This window comes from Streptomyces sp. ATexAB-D23 (assembly GCF_000373645.1).
In the GTDB taxonomy this organism is placed as follows: Bacteria; Actinomycetota; Actinomycetes; order Streptomycetales; family Streptomycetaceae; genus Streptomyces; species Streptomyces castrisilvae.
This window is the reverse complement of sequence record NZ_KB892002.1, coordinates 247,207-264,283: the sequence shown is the minus strand read 5'-3', so window position 1 is coordinate 264,283 and position 17,077 is coordinate 247,207. Positions and strand designations below refer to the sequence as shown.

The 17,077-nt window shown below is 71.4% G+C and carries 16 protein-coding genes; 9 read left to right on the top strand and 7 right to left on the bottom strand.

Going from position 1 to position 17,077, the window contains the following annotated elements:
• Window positions 1-53: 53 nt before the first annotated feature.
• The 5 genes from B082_RS0103590 to B082_RS0103570 are packed head-to-tail and all read left to right on the top strand — an operon-like array spanning window position 54 to window position 5,143.
• On the top strand, window positions 54-1,673 hold the full coding sequence (locus B082_RS0103590) for a type I-E CRISPR-associated protein Cse1/CasA (RefSeq protein ID WP_234018106.1): 1,620 nt from the start codon (window positions 54-56) through the stop codon (window positions 1,671-1,673).
• Window positions 1,670-2,239, top strand: coding sequence for a type I-E CRISPR-associated protein Cse2/CasB (casB, locus tag B082_RS0103585; protein WP_018550447.1), 570 nt, complete (start codon window positions 1,670-1,672; stop codon window positions 2,237-2,239). The genes B082_RS0103590 and casB overlap by 4 nt, the downstream gene beginning before the upstream one ends.
• Window positions 2,236-3,579: a type I-E CRISPR-associated protein Cas7/Cse4/CasC gene (locus tag B082_RS0103580; protein ID WP_018550446.1), complete on the top strand. Its 1,344-nt coding sequence runs from the start codon at window positions 2,236-2,238 to the stop codon at window positions 3,577-3,579. Before casB ends, B082_RS0103580 begins: the two co-directional genes overlap by 4 nt.
• Window positions 3,576-4,424 (top strand): type I-E CRISPR-associated protein Cas5/CasD, encoded by an 849-nt coding sequence (gene cas5e / locus B082_RS0103575; protein WP_018550445.1) that lies wholly within the window; start codon window positions 3,576-3,578, stop codon window positions 4,422-4,424. The genes B082_RS0103580 and cas5e overlap by 4 nt, the downstream gene beginning before the upstream one ends.
• On the top strand, window positions 4,421-5,143 hold the full coding sequence (locus tag B082_RS0103570) for a type I-E CRISPR-associated protein Cas6/Cse3/CasE (RefSeq protein ID WP_018550444.1): 723 nt from the start codon (window positions 4,421-4,423) through the stop codon (window positions 5,141-5,143). The genes cas5e and B082_RS0103570 overlap by 4 nt, the downstream gene beginning before the upstream one ends.
• Window positions 5,144-5,316: 173 nt before the next feature.
• Here B082_RS0103570 and B082_RS0103565 read toward each other — a convergent pair whose 3' ends face one another.
• The gene (locus B082_RS0103565; protein WP_018550443.1) at window positions 5,317-5,511 is read right to left on the bottom strand and encodes a hypothetical protein; all 195 of its coding nucleotides are present in this window, start codon (window positions 5,509-5,511) and stop codon (window positions 5,317-5,319) included.
• Window positions 5,512-5,712: 201 nt separating this feature from the next.
• On the opposite strand from B082_RS0103565, the gene B082_RS0103560 reads away from it, so the two are divergent.
• Window positions 5,713-9,378: a hypothetical protein gene (locus tag B082_RS0103560; protein ID WP_234018105.1), complete on the top strand. Its 3,666-nt coding sequence runs from the start codon at window positions 5,713-5,715 to the stop codon at window positions 9,376-9,378.
• Between the two features lie 275 nt (window positions 9,379-9,653).
• Here B082_RS0103560 and B082_RS0103555 read toward each other — a convergent pair whose 3' ends face one another.
• A complete protein-coding gene (locus tag B082_RS0103555; protein ID WP_078622482.1) occupies window positions 9,654-10,418 on the bottom strand; it encodes a prolyl oligopeptidase family serine peptidase in 765 nt (254 codons plus the stop codon).
• Window positions 10,419-10,520: 102 nt separating this feature from the next.
• Between B082_RS0103555 and B082_RS0103550 the strand changes: the two genes are divergently transcribed.
• Together B082_RS0103550 and B082_RS0103545 are read left to right on the top strand one after the other, a co-directional pair.
• Window positions 10,521-11,675, top strand: a complete 1,155-nt coding sequence (locus B082_RS0103550; protein WP_026249392.1) for an adenosine deaminase — start codon at window positions 10,521-10,523, stop codon at window positions 11,673-11,675.
• Window positions 11,676-11,809: 134 nt separating this feature from the next.
• Complete coding sequence (locus tag B082_RS0103545; protein WP_018550440.1) at window positions 11,810-12,124, top strand: hypothetical protein; 315 nt, start codon at window positions 11,810-11,812, stop codon at window positions 12,122-12,124.
• Window positions 12,125-12,206: 82 nt separating this feature from the next.
• On the opposite strand, the gene B082_RS0103540 is transcribed toward B082_RS0103545, so the two are convergent.
• The 5 genes from B082_RS0103540 to afsQ1 all read right to left on the bottom strand — a co-directional run bounded on the left by B082_RS0103540 (window position 12,207) and on the right by afsQ1 (window position 16,117).
• Window positions 12,207-12,419, bottom strand: coding sequence for a PspC domain-containing protein (locus B082_RS0103540; RefSeq protein WP_018550439.1), 213 nt, complete (start codon window positions 12,417-12,419; stop codon window positions 12,207-12,209).
• A gap of 95 nt (window positions 12,420-12,514) precedes the next feature.
• Window positions 12,515-13,063 (bottom strand): VanZ family protein, encoded by a 549-nt coding sequence (locus B082_RS0103535; RefSeq protein ID WP_018550438.1) that lies wholly within the window; start codon window positions 13,061-13,063, stop codon window positions 12,515-12,517.
• Window positions 13,064-13,287: 224 nt separating this feature from the next.
• Window positions 13,288-13,905, bottom strand: a complete 618-nt coding sequence (locus tag B082_RS0103530) for a hypothetical protein (RefSeq protein WP_018550437.1) — start codon at window positions 13,903-13,905, stop codon at window positions 13,288-13,290.
• Window positions 13,902-15,443, bottom strand: a complete 1,542-nt coding sequence (locus B082_RS0103525; protein ID WP_026249391.1) for a sensor histidine kinase — start codon at window positions 15,441-15,443, stop codon at window positions 13,902-13,904. Before B082_RS0103525 ends, B082_RS0103530 begins: the two co-directional genes overlap by 4 nt.
• Window positions 15,440-16,117, bottom strand: a complete 678-nt coding sequence (gene afsQ1, locus B082_RS0103520) for a two-component system response regulator AfsQ1 (protein ID WP_026249390.1) — start codon at window positions 16,115-16,117, stop codon at window positions 15,440-15,442. Before afsQ1 ends, B082_RS0103525 begins: the two co-directional genes overlap by 4 nt.
• 211 nt (window positions 16,118-16,328) lie before the next feature.
• On the opposite strand from afsQ1, the gene B082_RS0103515 reads away from it, so the two are divergent.
• The gene (locus B082_RS0103515; RefSeq protein ID WP_026249389.1) at window positions 16,329-17,072 is read left to right on the top strand and encodes a SigE family RNA polymerase sigma factor; all 744 of its coding nucleotides are present in this window, start codon (window positions 16,329-16,331) and stop codon (window positions 17,070-17,072) included.
• Window positions 17,073-17,077: the final 5 nt, after the last annotated feature.

Here is a 17,077-nt window from a genome sequence, read left to right as displayed (position 1 = left end):
CCTTTCTCGTGCAAGCAGGCAACCGTTAAGAGCAAACGAGGAAACGGTAGAGCGTGTCTGAATCAAGTGCCTTACCCGGCGCGGGCGTACGGCCCCGATGGGACCCCCGGGAATCCCCGTGCGTTCCGGTACTGACCCTGGACGACCGGCTCGTGGACCTGAGCCTGGTGGAACTTCTCCACGATGCCGATGCCCTGCGGGGTGTGGAAGGCGGCACACCGGGGGAGAAGGTCGCGGTCATCGAGTTCCTGCTGGCCATCTGCTACGCCTCCGGTACGTATCCGGAGTCGGCCGCCGAGTGGCCTGCCTGGGTGGACCGCAAGGGCGCCCTCCTGCCTGCTGCCGAGTGGCTCGCCCAGCGTCCGGAGGGCGAGGTCTGGGATCTGTTCGACCCGCTGGAGCCCCTGGGGCAGAACGCTCTGCTCGCCCCGTTCATCGATGAGCACGGGGCGGGCCCGGCGCAGTTGGTGATCGAGCGGGTCGGGGACTACAACCAGTTCTTCGACCACCACCACCTGGAGCACCCGGCCCCGCTCCCCGTCGCCCAAGCGTTCCGGGCCATGCTGACCCAGCATGTGTACGGTCCGGCCGGACGCGCCAGGATCTCCGGCAAGGCGACCCTCGGTGCCACCATCACCAATCTCGCCGCCACCCGTCTCGGTACCCGGATCCGCGTGATCGCGCTCGGGGACACTCTCGGCGAGACGCTGCGCCTCAACCTCGCTCCGGTTTCCGGGGCGGCGGGAGAGCTGAACCGCACGTGGACCGCCGGCCGGGAGCGGCGAGGCTTCACGATCAAACCGAGCGGCCGGCCGGTCGCCGGTCCGGCCGATCTGCACAGCTACCTCGGCCGTTCGATCCTGCTGCGCCCGAACCGTGCGGGGGACCAGGTGGACCGGGTGCTGCTCGGAGCCGGCGAACTGCTCGCGCTGGGCGACGAGCATCTGCAGGACGCCGTATACGCCAAGAGGGCCGACGGCACCAGGAAGCCGCTGTGGGCCTCGGCGACCCGGGCCGTCTGGCGGGAGGCGCACGCCCTCTACGCGGCCGTGGCCGACGCCCGGTCGAAGGAGGCGGGCGACAACGACGGAGGCACCCTGTACCGGCGGCTCGCCCTCTTCCCGGCCGAGGACGTCGCTCCCGAGCCAGGTCAGCAGCCCGCACGGCGCATCGAGCTGTGGACGGTCGGGTTCGTGGCCAAGCAGACCACGGCCATCGCATGGGTCGACGGCACCTTCCCGTTCGCCCCCGGCCTGGAGGCCAGGCTGTACACGGCCTCCTCCCGGGGGTCGGCGACAGCCGAGTACGTGGCGTCCGCCCTGTCGAAGGCGGCGTACGCGGCCTGGGCCGTGGCGTACCCGAACCCCAAGCCGGGCGACAAGAGCGCGCAGATCTCACGGTTCGACGCCCGTGCGCAGCACTGGGCGGCAGCCCGGGAACCCTTCGATCTGCTGATGGAGGAAACGACCCTGGGGGAGGACGTCCACGCCGCTCTGTACGAGTACGCGACCACCATCACCGCCGCGGCCCGCCAGTTCCTCGCCGAACGCCTCGACGCCCTGCCCAGGAACGCGCAAGGGGCGAAGACCCGAGCCGCGGCGCTGAGGAGGTTCGACGACGAGCTGAACTCGGCGAAGGCCCCGGCCGAACTCCGAGGGGGAGGAACGTCATGACCGACCAGACCGGCGCGGACTCTCGTACGAGTGAGAGCAGCGCCGCGCTCACGAGCTGGCTCGCCAGCCTCGTCCACAACCACGACTACGCGAGCCTCGCCGAGCTGCGACGCCTCCGCGTCCACCGGGAGCCCCACTTCCGGGCACTCTGGTACAGCCCCACCGAGGCCCAGCACGAGATCTACGGCCAGGTCGCCTTCCTGTTCGCGGTCTACCACCAGGGCCGGCCGAAGCCCGATTTCGGGTACGGGAGTCTGGGCGAAGCGGCCCGCCGCATCGGCAGTGGAGCCGGACGAGGGCCCGACGATCCCGGCGCGGCCCGTCTCGTGGACCGCATCGTTTCCAGCCGCCGTATCCCGTGGCGCCATCTGCAGCACGCCGTCGCCCGGCTGCGCTCCTGCGACCGGCGTCCGCCGTCCTGGGCACGCCTCGTCGACGACCTCTCCCTCTGGCACGACCGCAAGGCCCGCATCTCGTACGAGTGGGGGGCGGCCTTCCACATGCCGCCCGCCCGGACCGCCCCTTCGACTGCCGCCGCCGACCTCGAGAAGGACTCCCTCGCATGACCAGCAACGCCGCGTCCGCAGGCGGCCAGTTCCTCTCCCTGCACCTTCTGGAGACCCTGGTGGCCGTCCTGCCCGTCCGTGACGAGAACGGGGCACCCAAGTCAATCGTCTACGGCGGCACCGAACGCCACATGATCACCAGTCAGGCGCGGCGCAGGGCCGAGCGCGTCCACACCCGTAACCGGGCCAACGCGGGCCTCGGCGCCCTGGCCGGCCACCGCACCGGTGTCCGGACCCGCGAGTGGGCACTGATCACCGCGCGTGCCCTCGCCTCCGACCACGGCTGGGAGATGGACGAGGCGGTCCGTACCGCCCGTGCCGTCATCGAGGCCACCGGTCTGAAGTTCGGGGACCCGGCCAAGAAGACCGTCGCCAATCTGACCAAGGTGCTGCTGTTCGCCCCCGCCGACGCGGGCACGCGCATCGCCGCCCACATCGACGAGCAGTCCGGGACGATCCGGCCCTGGTCCGAGGAGTACGCGGCGGCGCAGACCGCGGCGGCCGAGGCCAAGAGGAAGAAGGGCACCCGGAAGAACGCGGTGCAGGACGAGCCGGACACGGGTGAGGGCGCCGACGCCAAGCTGCCCGCGCTGCCGGGCCCGACCCGCGCGGCGGTCCTCACCGCGCTCGCCCCGCGCGACGCCGTCGACATCGCCCTGTACGGACGCTTCCTCGCCGAGATCGCGGACTCCCCGAACGTCGACGGTGCCGTACAGAGCAGCCATGCCTTCACCGTGCACGAGGCGGAACAGGTGGACGACTTCTACGCGGCGGCCGACGACGCCAAGCTCGACCGCAAGAGCAACGCGCTGGACTTCCTCGACGCGGCGGACGACGCCGGAGCCGGCATGACCGGCTACCAGTCCCTGATCACCGGTACCTTCTACCGGCACGCCGTCCTCGACCGCGTAAAGCTCCGCAACAACCTCCGCGCGGCCGGGATGACCGTTCAGGAGGCGGAGGAGGCGTCCGTCGCTGCGGAGGCCGAGTTCGTCACCGCCTTCGTCGACGCCTTCCCCGAGGCGAAGAAGAACTCGACCGCCTCCACCGGCTCGCTCCCCGCCCTGGTCCTCGCCTTCGAGGGCGAGCGCCCGTACAACTACGCGGCCGCCTTCCAGGCTCCCATCGACGAGAACCCCGTCGACAAGAACGGCGAGGGCCCCGCCGGTCCGGCCGCGGTCAAGCGGCTGCTGAAGCACCACGCGTTCGTCAGCCGGCGCCGGCCCGACATCACGACCGGCCGCGTCCTCACCTACGACCCGCAGATCGACGAACTCCTCAGCACCCTCAAGGACACCGGCGCCCAGGCCGTCACCTCGGCCGAGGAGCTGACGGCGTGAACACGCACGTCCTGCTCGTCCGGCTCGCGGCCCCCTTGCAGTCCTGGGGGGTGGCGTCCCGGTTCTCCCACCGCGACACCCACGTCCGGCCCACCAAGTCGGCGGTCATCGGTCTGTGTGCGGCGGCCCTGGGCCGCGACCGGACCGACCCCGTGGACGACCTGGCCGCGCTCGCCTTCGGTGTCCGCGCCGACCACCCCGGGACCCCGGTGCGCGACTATCACACGGTCGGCGCCGGCCGGTTTCCGCTGCGGCCACGGGACGTCATCACCGACCACCGGCGCGCGGCGGCCGTCGCCGCGAGCATGGAGGCGGCCGACGGACGGGGCTTCGGACACCACGAGCTGGCCGGCTGGTACGGGGCACCGAAGAAGATCACCGCCGATCCCGTCTCCGGGGTTCTCGTCTCGGCCGAGCTGTCGCGCGCGGCGATGATCACGGAGCGCTGGTACCTGTCGGACGCCGCATTCGTCGTCGGACTCCAGCACCAGGACCGGGCACTGCTGGAGGAGATCGCGTACGCCCTGGAGCACCCGAAGCGGCTGCTGTGGCTCGGCCGGAAGTCCTGCCCGCCTTCCGGCACCCTGGCGGCCGAGATCCTGCCCGGCACGCTGGCCACCGCGTTCACCGGCAAGCTCCTGCTCCCCGGGCCGGACGGGCCCGACACCTCGGGTCGGCGCCCCTGGGCGTGGATCCAGGCACCGCCGGGTACGCGCGGCGCGCTTCAGGTCAACGACCAGCCGGTCAGCTTCGACCCGGACCGCCGCGCCCACGTCACCCGCTGGGAGACCCGCGCGCGCATCACCATCGCACCGACCGCAACCGGATGGGACATCATCCCGTGACCAGCACACGGGCCTCGACGGCCCGCTTCGTCGCCACTCACTCCGTACTCACGCTGAACGCCCGCCACCCTCTGGTGGCCAAGTCCCTGGTCGACGCCCAGGAGATGCACCGCACGGTCATGAGCGGATTCCGGGGCTGGGTCGAGGACGGCGAAGCCCAGGCACGCGCCCAGATGGGCGTCCTGTCCACCTGGTCGGTGGACCTGAAAGCGGGAGCCCTCGTCCTGGTCGTACAGTCCAGGGTCCCGGGCGACTGGACCCGCATCCCGCGCGAGGCGTTCACCACGGTCCCGCACATCATCACCGTCGACCGCACGTTCAAGGCGGGCGAGGTCTTCGGTTTCCGCGCCGTCGTCAACCCCACCCGCAGCAGGCCGTCGGGCAGGCCCGCTGCGGAGAAGGCCCGTGGCACCCGCGCCGCCCACAGCACGCCGGAACACGTAAAACGGTGGTTCGCACGCCGCCTCCAGGCCGACGGAGAGCCGGCGAACGCCGAAGACGGCGTCGCCCGCATCGGCGCCACCGCCGACCCGGACGCGCTGGGCATCCGCATGCTCCCGACCGTGTCCAGCGCGCACCGCCACAAGCAGGTCCGGATCGGCCGCGCCGAGATCCGCGGCTCTCTCACCGTCACCGACCCCGGAACCCTGGTGGAAGTCCTGTCGAACGGCCTCGGCCACGCCCGCGCCTACAGCTGCGGGCTGATACTGGCCCGCTGAGCGGAACGCCCCGCGAGGGCCGGCACGGGGGAGCGTGGGTGGGAACATCCCCGCGCACGCGGGAGCCGAGCGAAGGACTGCTCGTAACGGGGGCCATCCCCGCACCCGCGGGAAACCTCCGGCAAGGGCCGACAGTATGCGGTGGAGCCCCGCCGGGACCAGACCCGTCGGCATCACCGCTTCCCGCCGCCGCGACGCAGCAGGATCGTCAACGTCGCCCTGGCGTCGCGCCGCCGCTGCGGGCTGCGGAAGAGAACGGAGGCGGCCGCCACCGTCGCGACGGCCCCGACGTAGACGAGACCGGCGGCGGTGGAAAGGGCGGCGGCTCCCTGGAACACGGACTCCAGGGCGGACGGCAGACCGGACATGCGGATCCCCTCGGGGTTGTCGCCCGAGGGTCTTCTCCGCCGGGCGCGGTCCCATAGGTATCCGCCGTGCGTCCGGTGTCCGGCGAAGTCCAGAAGCGCGAAATGACGGAATACCCGCAGGTCGGGAGGGGAATGAAGATGTGTCCGGTGAAGTCTTCCGCAGACGGCGGACGAAGCGGCGACGGGCGGGTGCCGACCTTTATGAGCAAGCTGAAGGCGTTGTACGAGACCGCCGGCGGCCATTCCGGGTTGGGGTACGAGCCCCTGGTGCGCCGCGCCGCCAAATGCGGCTACAAGGTCTCCAAGCAGCGTCTCACCGACTGGTTCCGGGAATCGCCCCCGACGAAGCCTGAGCACGTCGAGTACGTCATGCAGGTGCTGATTCCCTTCCTGGACGATCGTGCGGCGCAACGTTCACCGGGTCACCGAAAGACGCCTCCGGGCACCTGGGGCCGCTGGCTGAAAGCAGCGCAGGACGGCAGCAGCAGCGGAAAGGGCGGCCCCGGACCGCGCGTTCACGGGTCTTCCCGAGGGCGTCTGCTGGGCGGGCCGTCCCAGGCCCTCCTGGATGTCCTTCCCGGCGATCTCGAACACCGGGAGAAGGAGTTGGCGGAGCTGAATGCCTTCGTCGAAGCTCCCGACGGAGCACCCTGCTACCTGTGGTGGCAGGCGGGCCCCTGGGCAGGGAAGACCGCTTTGGTGAGCTGGTTCGCCACCCAAACGCTGCCCGCCGGGGTCGATGTCGCGCACTACGTCATCTCGCGACGCCTGGGCACCGACCGCCGCGACGGCTTCGTGCAAGCCATCAAGGCGCAGTTGGCCGTCGCGGCGGAGAACAGACGGCACCCTGCGGTGGCCCCGAAGGACCCGAACCCAGAGCCGTTGTACAAAGCGGCGGCCCAAGGATGCGCCCAGCGCAACCGCCGTCTGGTGCTGATCGTCGACGGGCTCGACGAGGACGCCGATGTCGATCCGGACGGCACGGGCATCGCCGGGCTGCTGCCGAAGGCCCCTCCGTACGGCATGCGTGTCATCGTCACCGGACGTCCCAACCCCCGGGTACCGGTGAACCTGGCGACGGACCACCCCCTACGGGATCCCGCCATCGTCCGGCAGCTCGCCGCCTCACCGGCCGCACGGGTCATCCGGGACATGGCCGTGGCCGAGCTGCGCGCTCTTCGCGACGACCGCGCCATCGGACGACCGCTGCTGGGGCTGCTCGCCGCCGCACGGGGTGCGCTCGCGGTGGAGGATCTGGGCGAGGTCCTCGACATTCCACCGTGTGACGTGGAGGACAAGCTCCGTACCGGGGGCAGCCGTTCGCTGGCGCCCACGCGCACCGACCTCCTGCCGCTGGACGTCCGGACCGCGGCGGAGGCCGAGCAGGGACGGCAGACACTCGTGCTGGCCCACGACGTCCTTCTCAAAACCGCGTGCCGGGACCTGGGGAAGTCCTACTTGGCCCAGCGCACCGACGACCTGCACCGCTGGGCCGAGGGGTACCAGAGACAGAACTGGCCCGACTACACCCCGAACTACCTCCTCACCGGCTACATCCGCCTTCTCCAGGACACCTCGGACGTCGACCGCCTCGCCGCCCTGGTCCTCGACCCCCACTACCAACTCCGCCTCGCCGAACGCTCGGGCGCCGACGTCGCTCTCGCCCACCTGCGCTTGATCGCCCCAGGTCACGGGGACGAGTCACTGCCACTGGGCCGTGCCGCCGCAGCCGCCGCCTCCCGGGAGATGCTGCTCGCCCACGTACGGCCGTTGCCCGCATCCGTCACGCGGACCGTCGCCCGGCTCGGCGATGCGCAACGGGCCCGCGCCCTGGCGGTGGCATCAGGGACCCCCCTCGAAAAGGCCCGGAACCTGGGCGACTTGGCGGACCCTTTGCAGGGCGTGGACGATGAGCAGGCCGCAACCACCGCCCGCGAGGCGGGCAAATGGGCGCGTGCGGCGTTGCGGGAAACGGACCGGCTCGGCTACGTCGCCGACGAGGCCGAGGGGGTAGCCGCGCAGGCAGCCCTCGCCCTGTTGAAGACAGCCGGGAACAGCGACTTCCGGGGCCAGTACGAGGACGGTCTTGCTCTGCTCCGTTCCACCCGGGGTACGGGTACGGCCCGCAACGAGGCCTGGGCACGGGCCGCCGCTCTGCTGGCGTCTGAGTATCCGCAGGACGCGGCAGAGTTGCTGGACGAACTGGAGCAGCAGGCCGAGGTGCTTGCCGACGAAGACTCCGCAGAGGGCGTGGCCGTTGCCGTTCAGCTCTGGCAGGCGGTGGCATCCGCAGCCCCCGACCGTGCCGACCGTCTGCACGACCTCGCACTGGACCACGTGACCGGGAGGTGGCAGGACGCCCCCACGCTGGAGAACGTGCCCGTGGTCGCGTCCGCCGTGTCGTTCCTGGCGCAATCCCGGCCGGCGCAGGCCGCGCGGCTCGTGGTCGAGGCATGCCGTTACGTGGAGCACGTGATGCGTCCGGAGGCTGCCGGGCCGCTCTCGCCGGCGGACGCCCTTCACGTCGAATTCGGCTTCCAGCACACGCTTACCGCGCTCTCCCAGGCCCTCACCGAGGTCGGAGCCCCACCGGAGACGGCCACCCGCGTTCTGGGGCTCGGGGGAGAGGTTCGTGCCTCGGAGCCCGCAGAGGACGAGGACCGGGCTCTCACCGAAGCCGCCGCCCTCGCCGACCAAGCCTTCCACCTGGCCGGCCACGGCGCCGTGGACGACGCGGAGCACCACTTGGAGCAGGCGCTCGCCCTCCTGCCCACGGCTGCCGGACCCGAAGGTGACCGGTGCCCCGCCTGGCTGCCCGACCTGGCGGGAGCGCTCATCCGTACCGGCGCGGCCGGCGACCCCGAGTCGCTGCTGCGCCTGAATCCGCGCCCGGCCGACCAGGTGCGCGTACACACAGCCATGGCCCTTGCCTACGCGGACTGTTCGCAGCCGGCCGCAGCACGCCACCACGCCCGGGAAGCAGCCCGTGCCGCCGCCTCCGGCAGGAGTTGGTCCTACGCGGCACAAGCCCTGGCCTGCGCTGGGGAGGTGGAGGCAGCCCTCGGACTCATCGATCAGCACCGGCAGCCGGAGGGCCCCGGCGGGCGCGCCGCCCGGCGAAAGGCGGACTGGATGGCGCGCATCGCTGTCGCCGCGGAACTCGCACCACTCGCCCCCGAAGCAGCGGGCGAACTGGCCCGTCCGCTGCTGGAGCGTCTGGAGGCCGCCCGGAAGGCGATCCGAAGCCAAGGGCTGCTGACCTCACTGGCAGAACTCCTCCCCGTCACGACGCGACTGCCCGCCGGACAGCGGCAGCTCTTCCACACGGCCCTGGCGCACGCGCGTGAGCAAGCGGCGCGCAGCAACCCGTATTCCTGGAGCCCCGAAGACATGCTGGTGGAGGCGTTTTTGCGCATCGGCGACGGCGAAGTGCCCAGCCGTCAACTGGACTGGCTGGCCAAGGACATGGCCAACCGCGGAACCCTGCACTTCCCCACCGCCGCACTGGCCGTGCTCCACGCGGCCCTGCACGACAACTCCACCGCTCAGCGAGTGGCCATGCTTCCTGCCGCCTCGCACCACAGAGCGGCGGCGCTGACCGCGGTGGCATCCCACCTGGCCCGCGTCCCCTGCCGCCCGTGCCCCGTCCCCGACCCGATCGGTACGGACCCCTTCACCCGGACCGTCCAGTACCTGGCTCTGCGCGCGACCCCGGCCACACCGGCCGCAGTCCGGCCCGCCGCCCAGACCCTCCACCACGCCCTGGCCACCGCCGGCTGGCACCACACGATCCCCGTCCTGGCCCACGTCGGCCCCGACGCGATCACCACCGTCCTGGCCATCACCCTGGCGCACACGAGGCCCTGAATCACCGGAATCCCCATGGAAACGATCCCGCGTGCGCGGGAATGACCCCCACAATGTGAACGTCTTCGAGAAACCGGCCGACTGCTCCCCGCGCGTGCGGGGACGCCCCCCTAGGGCCTGTCCGGCGGATCTTCGCGGGCCCGCGACGCCTGGCACGCACTCTCGCCGCACGCCCGAATCACCCGAGTACGTCCAGTACGAGGGCGACTCGGGCGCACGCCGATAGCACGCACCAGACGCCGCGGGCTGATCCACGAAGATCCGCCGGACAGGCCCTAACCCCCCAACGACTCCCCGAACCCCGCCGCCAGCGGCATCCGCAGCCCCAGTGGCGGCGGGGCCGCCAGCGCGTCGGTCACCGGCCGGGCGTACGCGTGGCCGAACAGGGCGCCCCGTACGAAGTCGACGGCCAGCGCCGCGATCTCCGCGCGGTGCTGGCGCAGCGCGTGGCCGTCCGAGTGGACCTCGAAGCGGCAGGTGTCGCGGTTGGACTTCTTGGCGCGTTCGGCGAGACGGAAGGACAGCTCCGGGTCGCAGCGTGCGTCATTGGTGCCGTGGATGAGGAGGACGGGGCGGCCGACCAGGTGTTTGACCGGTTCGGGGTCGGCCGCGGGGTCGGCCGGGAGCCAGGGGGCCAGGGCCAGGACCGCGGTGACCGCCGGGTGGCCGCCGGCGCGCAGGGCCGCGCGGGCGCCCATGCCGTGGCCGGCCAGGCAGACGGGGACGTCGCCGTAGCGGCGTACCGCCTCGTCCACCGCCCACTCGGCGTCCGCCGCGAGGTGGGCCTCGTCCGCGTTCCAGCCGCGGCAGCGGTAGTGCACCACGTGGGCGGCGAGGCCGTCGGTGCGGCCCGCGCGGGCCAGGGTGCGGGCCAGCGGGAGCCGGCGGGCGTAGGAGAGGGGGGAGGGGCGGCGGTGGGAGTGGGGCTCGCCGTCCGGGAGCAGCAGGACCACGCCGCCGACCGTTGTTGTTGCTCCGGCCGCCGCTCCGACGGCCCGTCCCAGCCTTGCCGCAGGCAGGGGGAGTGCGCGCTGTGCCATGACGTAACAGTGTCAGAAGGAAGGGTGTACGCCACCCGTATTCGCGGTCTCTGTTACGCATCGGCCGGCGCGCTCTACGCGCGTAGGCGTTAGAGTGCGTGGATGATGAGCCCGACCCTCAATGTGCCCGGCCAGGATCAGATCCGGCGTGCCCCCAAGGTCCTTCTGCACGACCACCTCGACGGTGGCCTGCGCCCCGGGACGATCGTCGACCTCGCAGCGGCGACCGGTTACGACGCGCTGCCCGAGAGCGAGCCGGACAAGCTCGGCATCTGGTTCCGGGAGGCCGCCGACTCCGGTTCGCTGGAGCGGTATCTGGAGACGTTCGCCCACACCTGCGCGGTCATGCAGACCCGTGACGCGCTGTTCCGGGTCGCCGCCGAGTGCGCGGAGGACCTGGCGGCCGACGGTGTCGTCTACGCCGAGGTGCGGTACGCCCCCGAGCAGCATCTGGAGGCCGGGCTGACCCTCGAAGAGGTCGTGGAGGCCGTCAACGAGGGCTTCCGCGAGGGTGAGCGGCGGGCCAGGCGGGACGGTAACCGCATCCGGGTCGGCGCCCTGCTCACCGCGATGCGGCACGCCGCGCGGTCGCTGGAGATCGCCGAACTGGCCAACAGCTACCGGGACCAGGGCGTCGTCGGCTTCGATATCGCGGGCGCCGAGGCAGGGTTCCCTCCCACCCGGCACCTGGACGCCTTCGAGTACCTCAAGCGCGAGAACAACCACTTCACCATCCACGCGGGCGAGGCCTTCGGGCTGCCGTCGATCTGGCAGGCCATCCAGTGGTGCGGCGCCGACCGGCTCGGCCACGGGGTCCGCATCATCGACGACATCGAGGTCGCGGAGGACGGCGCGGTGAAGCTGGGCCGCCTCGCCTCGTACGTACGGGACAAGCGCATCCCGCTGGAGCTCTGCCCGACGTCCAACCTCCAGACCGGGGCCGCCGCCTCGTACGCCGAGCACCCCATCGGGCTCCTGCGCAAGCTGCACTTCCGGGCCACCGTCAACACGGACAACCGGTTGATGAGCGGTACGAGCATGAGCCAGGAATTCGAGAAGCTGACCGAGACATTCGGATACACGCTCGACGACATGCAGTGGTTCACCGTCAATGCGATGAAATCAGCATTCATTCCTTTCGATGAACGTCTGGCGATGATCAATGACGTCATCAAGCCCGGATATGCCGAGCTGAAGTCCGAGTGGCTTTTTGAGCAGACGGCTGCGACCAGCGTTTCTTCCTCACTCGCGGGCTGATGCGGCCGAACGGAGAACGGCCCGGTAATGGGAAAGGCGGCCGTTTTCCGGGGTGATCGACGTTTGCGGGGAAGGGGTGCGGCTGACTACGTTGCAAAGCCGCTCACATCCCCTTCCCCAAGGATGAATGTCATATGAAGCAGTCTGCTGCCAGGACTCTCGGTGTCGCCGCTCTCGGTGCCGCCTTCGCCGCTGCCGCCGCCGGTACCGCCTCGGCCTCCGCGCTGCCGCTCGAAGCCGCGAGCAGCGTCCTGCCCGTCGCCGGTGCGGTCGCCGACGCCACGTCGACGCTGCCGGTCCAGGACACCGCCGACCAGCTGCTCGGCACCAGCCAGACGAAGGTTCTGGGCGACGCCACCACCCCCGTCAAGGGCCTCCTCGGCGGCATGCCGGCCGGTGGTCTGACCACCAGCGGCCTCTCCGCCAACGGCCTGCCGCTCGGCAGCTGAGCCTCCGCGCCACCGCACGCCTGTGGGCGGCCACCCGACCGGGTGGCCGCCCACAGGCGTGTGTACGGGGGAGGCGGTACGGCTACCAGGCGCCCGCCGCCGAGGAGGAGCGCCCCTCCTCCTGGGGCAGCAGCACCCACAGCGCCAGGTAGAGCAGGAACTGCGGTCCCGGCAGCAGGCACGAGACCAGGAAGATGATGCGCATGGTCCTCGCGGACGTACCGAAGCGCCGGGCCAGCGCCGCGCACACTCCGCCGAGCATGCGTCCGTCGCGGGGGCGGGCAAGTGCGGCCATGATGGGCTCCTTCGCGAACCGTTGCGGTGGGAGCGGTCCGTTGCGCTGCTCCCTGTATCTCCATGGTCGCGCGACGAACGGGGCAAAGCGTCGCTCTACGGGGCCATCCCGACCCTGGAAATCGTCGGGGTCGAACCCTGAGGGGCCTCGTGACCGCTCCGCGACACCTCCCGCACCCGCCGGGGGCCGCCCCGCCGCAGCCGCGCCCGGCCCACCGGTACGACCAGGACGTGGGCGATCGCGACGCCCGCCGTGTTCAGGAACATCGAGTCGACGTCGACCACCTGACCGGGCACCCCGGTCTGCCCCAGCTCGATGGCCAGCGAGATCAGCGCACCGGCCGCGACCGTCCGGGCCAGCGAGGACCACGGGGAGACGTGCAGCCGGCCGCCCGCCATCGGGAGCAGCACGCCCAGCGGCGCCAGCAGCAGAAGCCCCGCGCCGATCCGGCGGGCCGCGACGGCCGGGCCGAGCGACAGATCGGCCTTGATACCGGCGAACGGTGAGAGGTTGGCGGCGGTCACCCACGGCACGTCCAGGGGGCGCAGACTGAGCCACCCGACGAGCAGCAGATGCGCGAGGAGCAGCGACACCCCGACCGCGCGGAAGCGGATGACGGCCTGGCCGTCCGTACCTTGACGCACGAAGCCCTAGACGCGGGCGGCGGCAGGATCGGTTCCGCACGGGCCGGGGAGACCTGCCTCACGATGCGGGGCCAGGGGCCAGGGGCCAGGGCCAGGGACCAGGGCCAGGGACCGCGGGCCATGGGCCAGGCGGAGGGACCACACGGACGGACCACACGGACGGAGCACACGGACGGGCCAGGCGGAGGGGCCCGTACCGCAGTCCGGCCGGGCCGGCGCCGGCCCTACGGCAGTCCGACCGAGCCCAGCGTCGGTACCGCCTTCGGGCTGGCCTTCGTCTCCGCCGTGCACAGATAGCCGCGTGCCGGATACTTCCCCGGGCCACCCAGCGTCACCGTCTCCCCGGGCGCCAGCTCCTCGCTCTCCGCGAAGGTGCAGACGATCTGGGCCAGCGCCTCGGCCGGCAGGTCCTCCGGCTGCTGGCTGAGCCGCAGCGCCTCCTTCGCGTCGCCCGCGCCGGGCCCGTAGACCCGGAGCGCCTTGGGGACATCGGTGGAGAAGCCCGCCTGCTGCTCGTCGGCGGTGGGGCGGCGGCGCAGTTCGGTCAGCAGCTCGGTGGCGATCCGAAGGCGGTCCGACTTCGCCGCCTCGACCCGCACCGCACGGTCCACCGTCACCAGCTGCGAGGCGCAGACCAGATAGATCTGTACGGGGACGCCCCGCCCGGCCTCGGCGGCGACGTCCTCGGCGTGCAGCGCGCACGGCACCCGGGACGGGGCGGCTCCGGCGTCGACCGGCACCGATGTGGTGCGGATGCCGCAGCCCGCGACCAGTACGGCACAGAGTGCGGCACCGGCCAGGGCGGCGACGGGGCGGTGTCCCCGGCGTTCGCTGCGCCTCACGTCGGGTCGTCCTCCTGGTGGTCCGGTATCGGTGCGTCGTGATCCTCGGTGTCACGGCTCAGCGCCTCGGCGTCGCGCGGCAGGCGCAGCACGAAGATCGCGCCGTCGCCGTCCGGCGAGTTCCTGGCGGTGATGTCGCCGTTGTGGATGTGGGCGTTCTCCATGGCGATGGAGAGCCCGAGCCCGCTCCCCTCGGAGCGCGGCCGGGAGGCGCTCGCCTTGTAGAAGCGGTCGAAGACGTGCGGCAGGACGTCCTCCGGGATGCCGGGACCGTGGTCGCGGACCTCGATGACCAGTTCCTCGCCCTCGATGCGCACCGAGACCCGGACCGGCGAACCGCCGTGCTTCAGCGCGTTGCCGATCAGGTTGGCCAGGATCACGTCGAGCCGGCGCGGGTCGAGGCGGACCATCATGCCGCGCTCGGCGTCCAGGTCCACCGCGTCCAGCCAGGCGCGGGCGTCGATGCAGGCGGTCACCTGGTCGGCGACGTCCACGTCGTCCAGGACCAGGCGGGCGGTGCCCGCGTCGAAGCGGGTCACCTCCATCAGGTTCTCCACCAGGTCGTTGAGGCGCCGGGTCTCACTCACCACCAGGTGCACGGCGGGAGCGATCATCGGGTCCAGGCTGTCGGCCTCTTCCTCCAGCACCTCGGCAACGGCCGTGATCGCGGTGAGCGGCGTGCGCAGCTCGTGCGACATGTCGGCGACGAAGCGGCGGCTGGCCTCCTCGCGCGCGCTCATGTCCGCGACCTTCTTCTCCAAGGAGCTCGCCGTCTTGTTGAACGTCCGGGAGAGATCGGCCAGTTCATCGGTGCCGGACACCACGAGCCGGGTGTCGAGCTTGCCCTCGCCGAGCTTGCGGGCCGCGTCCCCGAGCCGCTGTACCGGGCGCAGCACGGTCGTCGCGGCGGCCTGGGCGAGCAGGGCCGAGCCGACCAGCGCGAGGGCCGTGGCGATCCCCAGCGACCAGGCCAGGGAGCTGAGGTCCTGGCGCTCCTGGTCGAGCGACTTGAGCATGTAGCCGGTCGGCCCGCCGCCGATGATCTTCGTACCGGCGACGAGGTACGGCGTACCGCGGATCGAGGTCCGCTGCCAGAACAGGTGGTACTCGTACTTGTTGCCCGCCTTGACCGGCTGCTTCTTGCCGACCTGCTTCTGGAGCGACGGCGGTACGTTGCTGCGCGTGAAGGTGTCCAGGTCGGAGTTGCCGACGATGGGCTTGCCCGGGTCGCGCTCGTCGATCAGGAGCACGCTGTAGCCGGGGCTGCTGCTCGCCATCTGCACGGCCGCCGTCTGGAGGTCCTCCTTGGAGGGGCGCGGCGGCAGCGAGGCCGCCCGCGTCTGCATCTCCTGACGGAAGTCCCCGAGCGCCGCGTCCTGCGTACGCGTCAGTACGGCCTCGCGGTTCAGCCAGTACGCGATCCCGGACGCCGACACCGCGGCGGTCAGCGCGACCAGGGCGAACACGACGACGAGCCGCAGCCGCAGGCTGGTCCAGCGGAGCCCGGCCAGCAGGCTCCGCCGCACAGCCGTGCTCACTGCGGCGAGTCCAGCCGGTATCCCACGCCCCGCACGGTACGGATCAGGGTCGGTGAGGACGGTACGTCCTCCACCTTGGCGCGCAGCCGCTGGACACAGGCGTCCACCAGCCGGGAGTCACCGAGGTAGTCGTGTTCCCACACCAGGCGCAGCAGCTGCTGCCGGGACAGGGCCTGGCCCGGCCGGCGGCTCAGTTCGAGCAGGAGGCGCAGCTCGGTCGGCGTGAGCTGCAGATCCTCGCCGTCCTTCGTGACGGTCATGGCGGAACGGTCGATCACCACGTTCCCGAACGTCGCGGAGTCGGTGGACTCCCGTTCGCCGCGGCGCAGCACCGCGCGGATACGGGCGTCGAGCACCCGCCCCTGCACCGGCTTGACCACGTAGTCGTCGGCGCCGGACTCGAGGCCCACCACGACGTCGATGTCGTCGCTGCGCGCGGTCAGCAGGATGATCGGCAGCTGGTCGGTGCGCCGGATGCGCCGGCACACCTCGAAACCGTCGATTCCGGGCAGCATCACATCCAGCACGACCAGGTCGGGGCGCTGCTCACGCAGCAGGTTGAGGCCGTCCTCTCCCGTCGCCGCGGTGGCCACACGGTGGCCCTGGCGTGACAGCGAGAGTTCGAGGGCCGTGCGGATGGCGTCGTCGTCCTCGATCAGCAACAGGAAAGGCACTTGGTCATTCTGACCCATGGGGCGCCCCAGTTCGACAGTTGGTCCCCCCTGATGCGCGCCCCATACGTCCCTCATGCAGCAACAAGCCCGGTTTCGGGCCCTCACAGGGCCCTGTGACAGGCCTGTGACAGTCGGCGGACACCCCCATGAAACTGCCCCGGCAAGCTCATTGGCACAAGGACGGACGGACTCCACCGATGGGGGGCGCGAGATGAACGCAACTCACAGCATCAACGCAAGCGCAGTTGTCACGCGTCTCCACGATGTCGGGCGGAGCACCGAGAAGTCCGGCGCCGCAGTGAACGGACGGGGGTGCGTTCGAGGCGCCGGGCGTCAGCACACGTCATTCATGACGGTGGTTGACGCGGGTAGCGGGGGAAGCTCGTACGGGGAGGGCTCGGGGGAGCGGCAGGCACCGGCACGGTCCGAGGACGCCGAAGCGGCGTTCACGGCCTATGTCCGGGAGCGCCGCGCCTCCCTGTACGCCACCGCCTACCACCTGACCGGTGACCGGTTCGAGGCCGAGGACCTGCTCCAGAGCGCCCTGTTCTCGACGTACCGGGCGTGGGACCGGATCAGCGACAAGGCCGCGGTGGGCGGTTATCTGCGCCGCACGATGACCAATCTCCACATCAGCGCCTGGCGCAGGCGCAAGCTGAACGAATACCCGACCGAGGAGCTGCCGGAGACGGCGGGCGACACGGACGCGATGCGCGGCACGGAGCTGCGTGCCGTGCTCTGGCAGGCGCTGGCGCGACTGCCGGAACTCCAGCGCACGATGCTGGTCCTTCGGTACTACGAGGGCCGCACGGACCCGGAGATCGCGTCCATCCTCGACATCAGTGTCGGCACGGTGAAGTCGAGCATCTGGCGGTCGCTCCGCCGGCTGCGCGAGGACGAGGTCCTCAGCTTCGGCCGTGACGAGGAGGAGTCCTTCGGCGAGCTGGTGGCCTGAAGGAA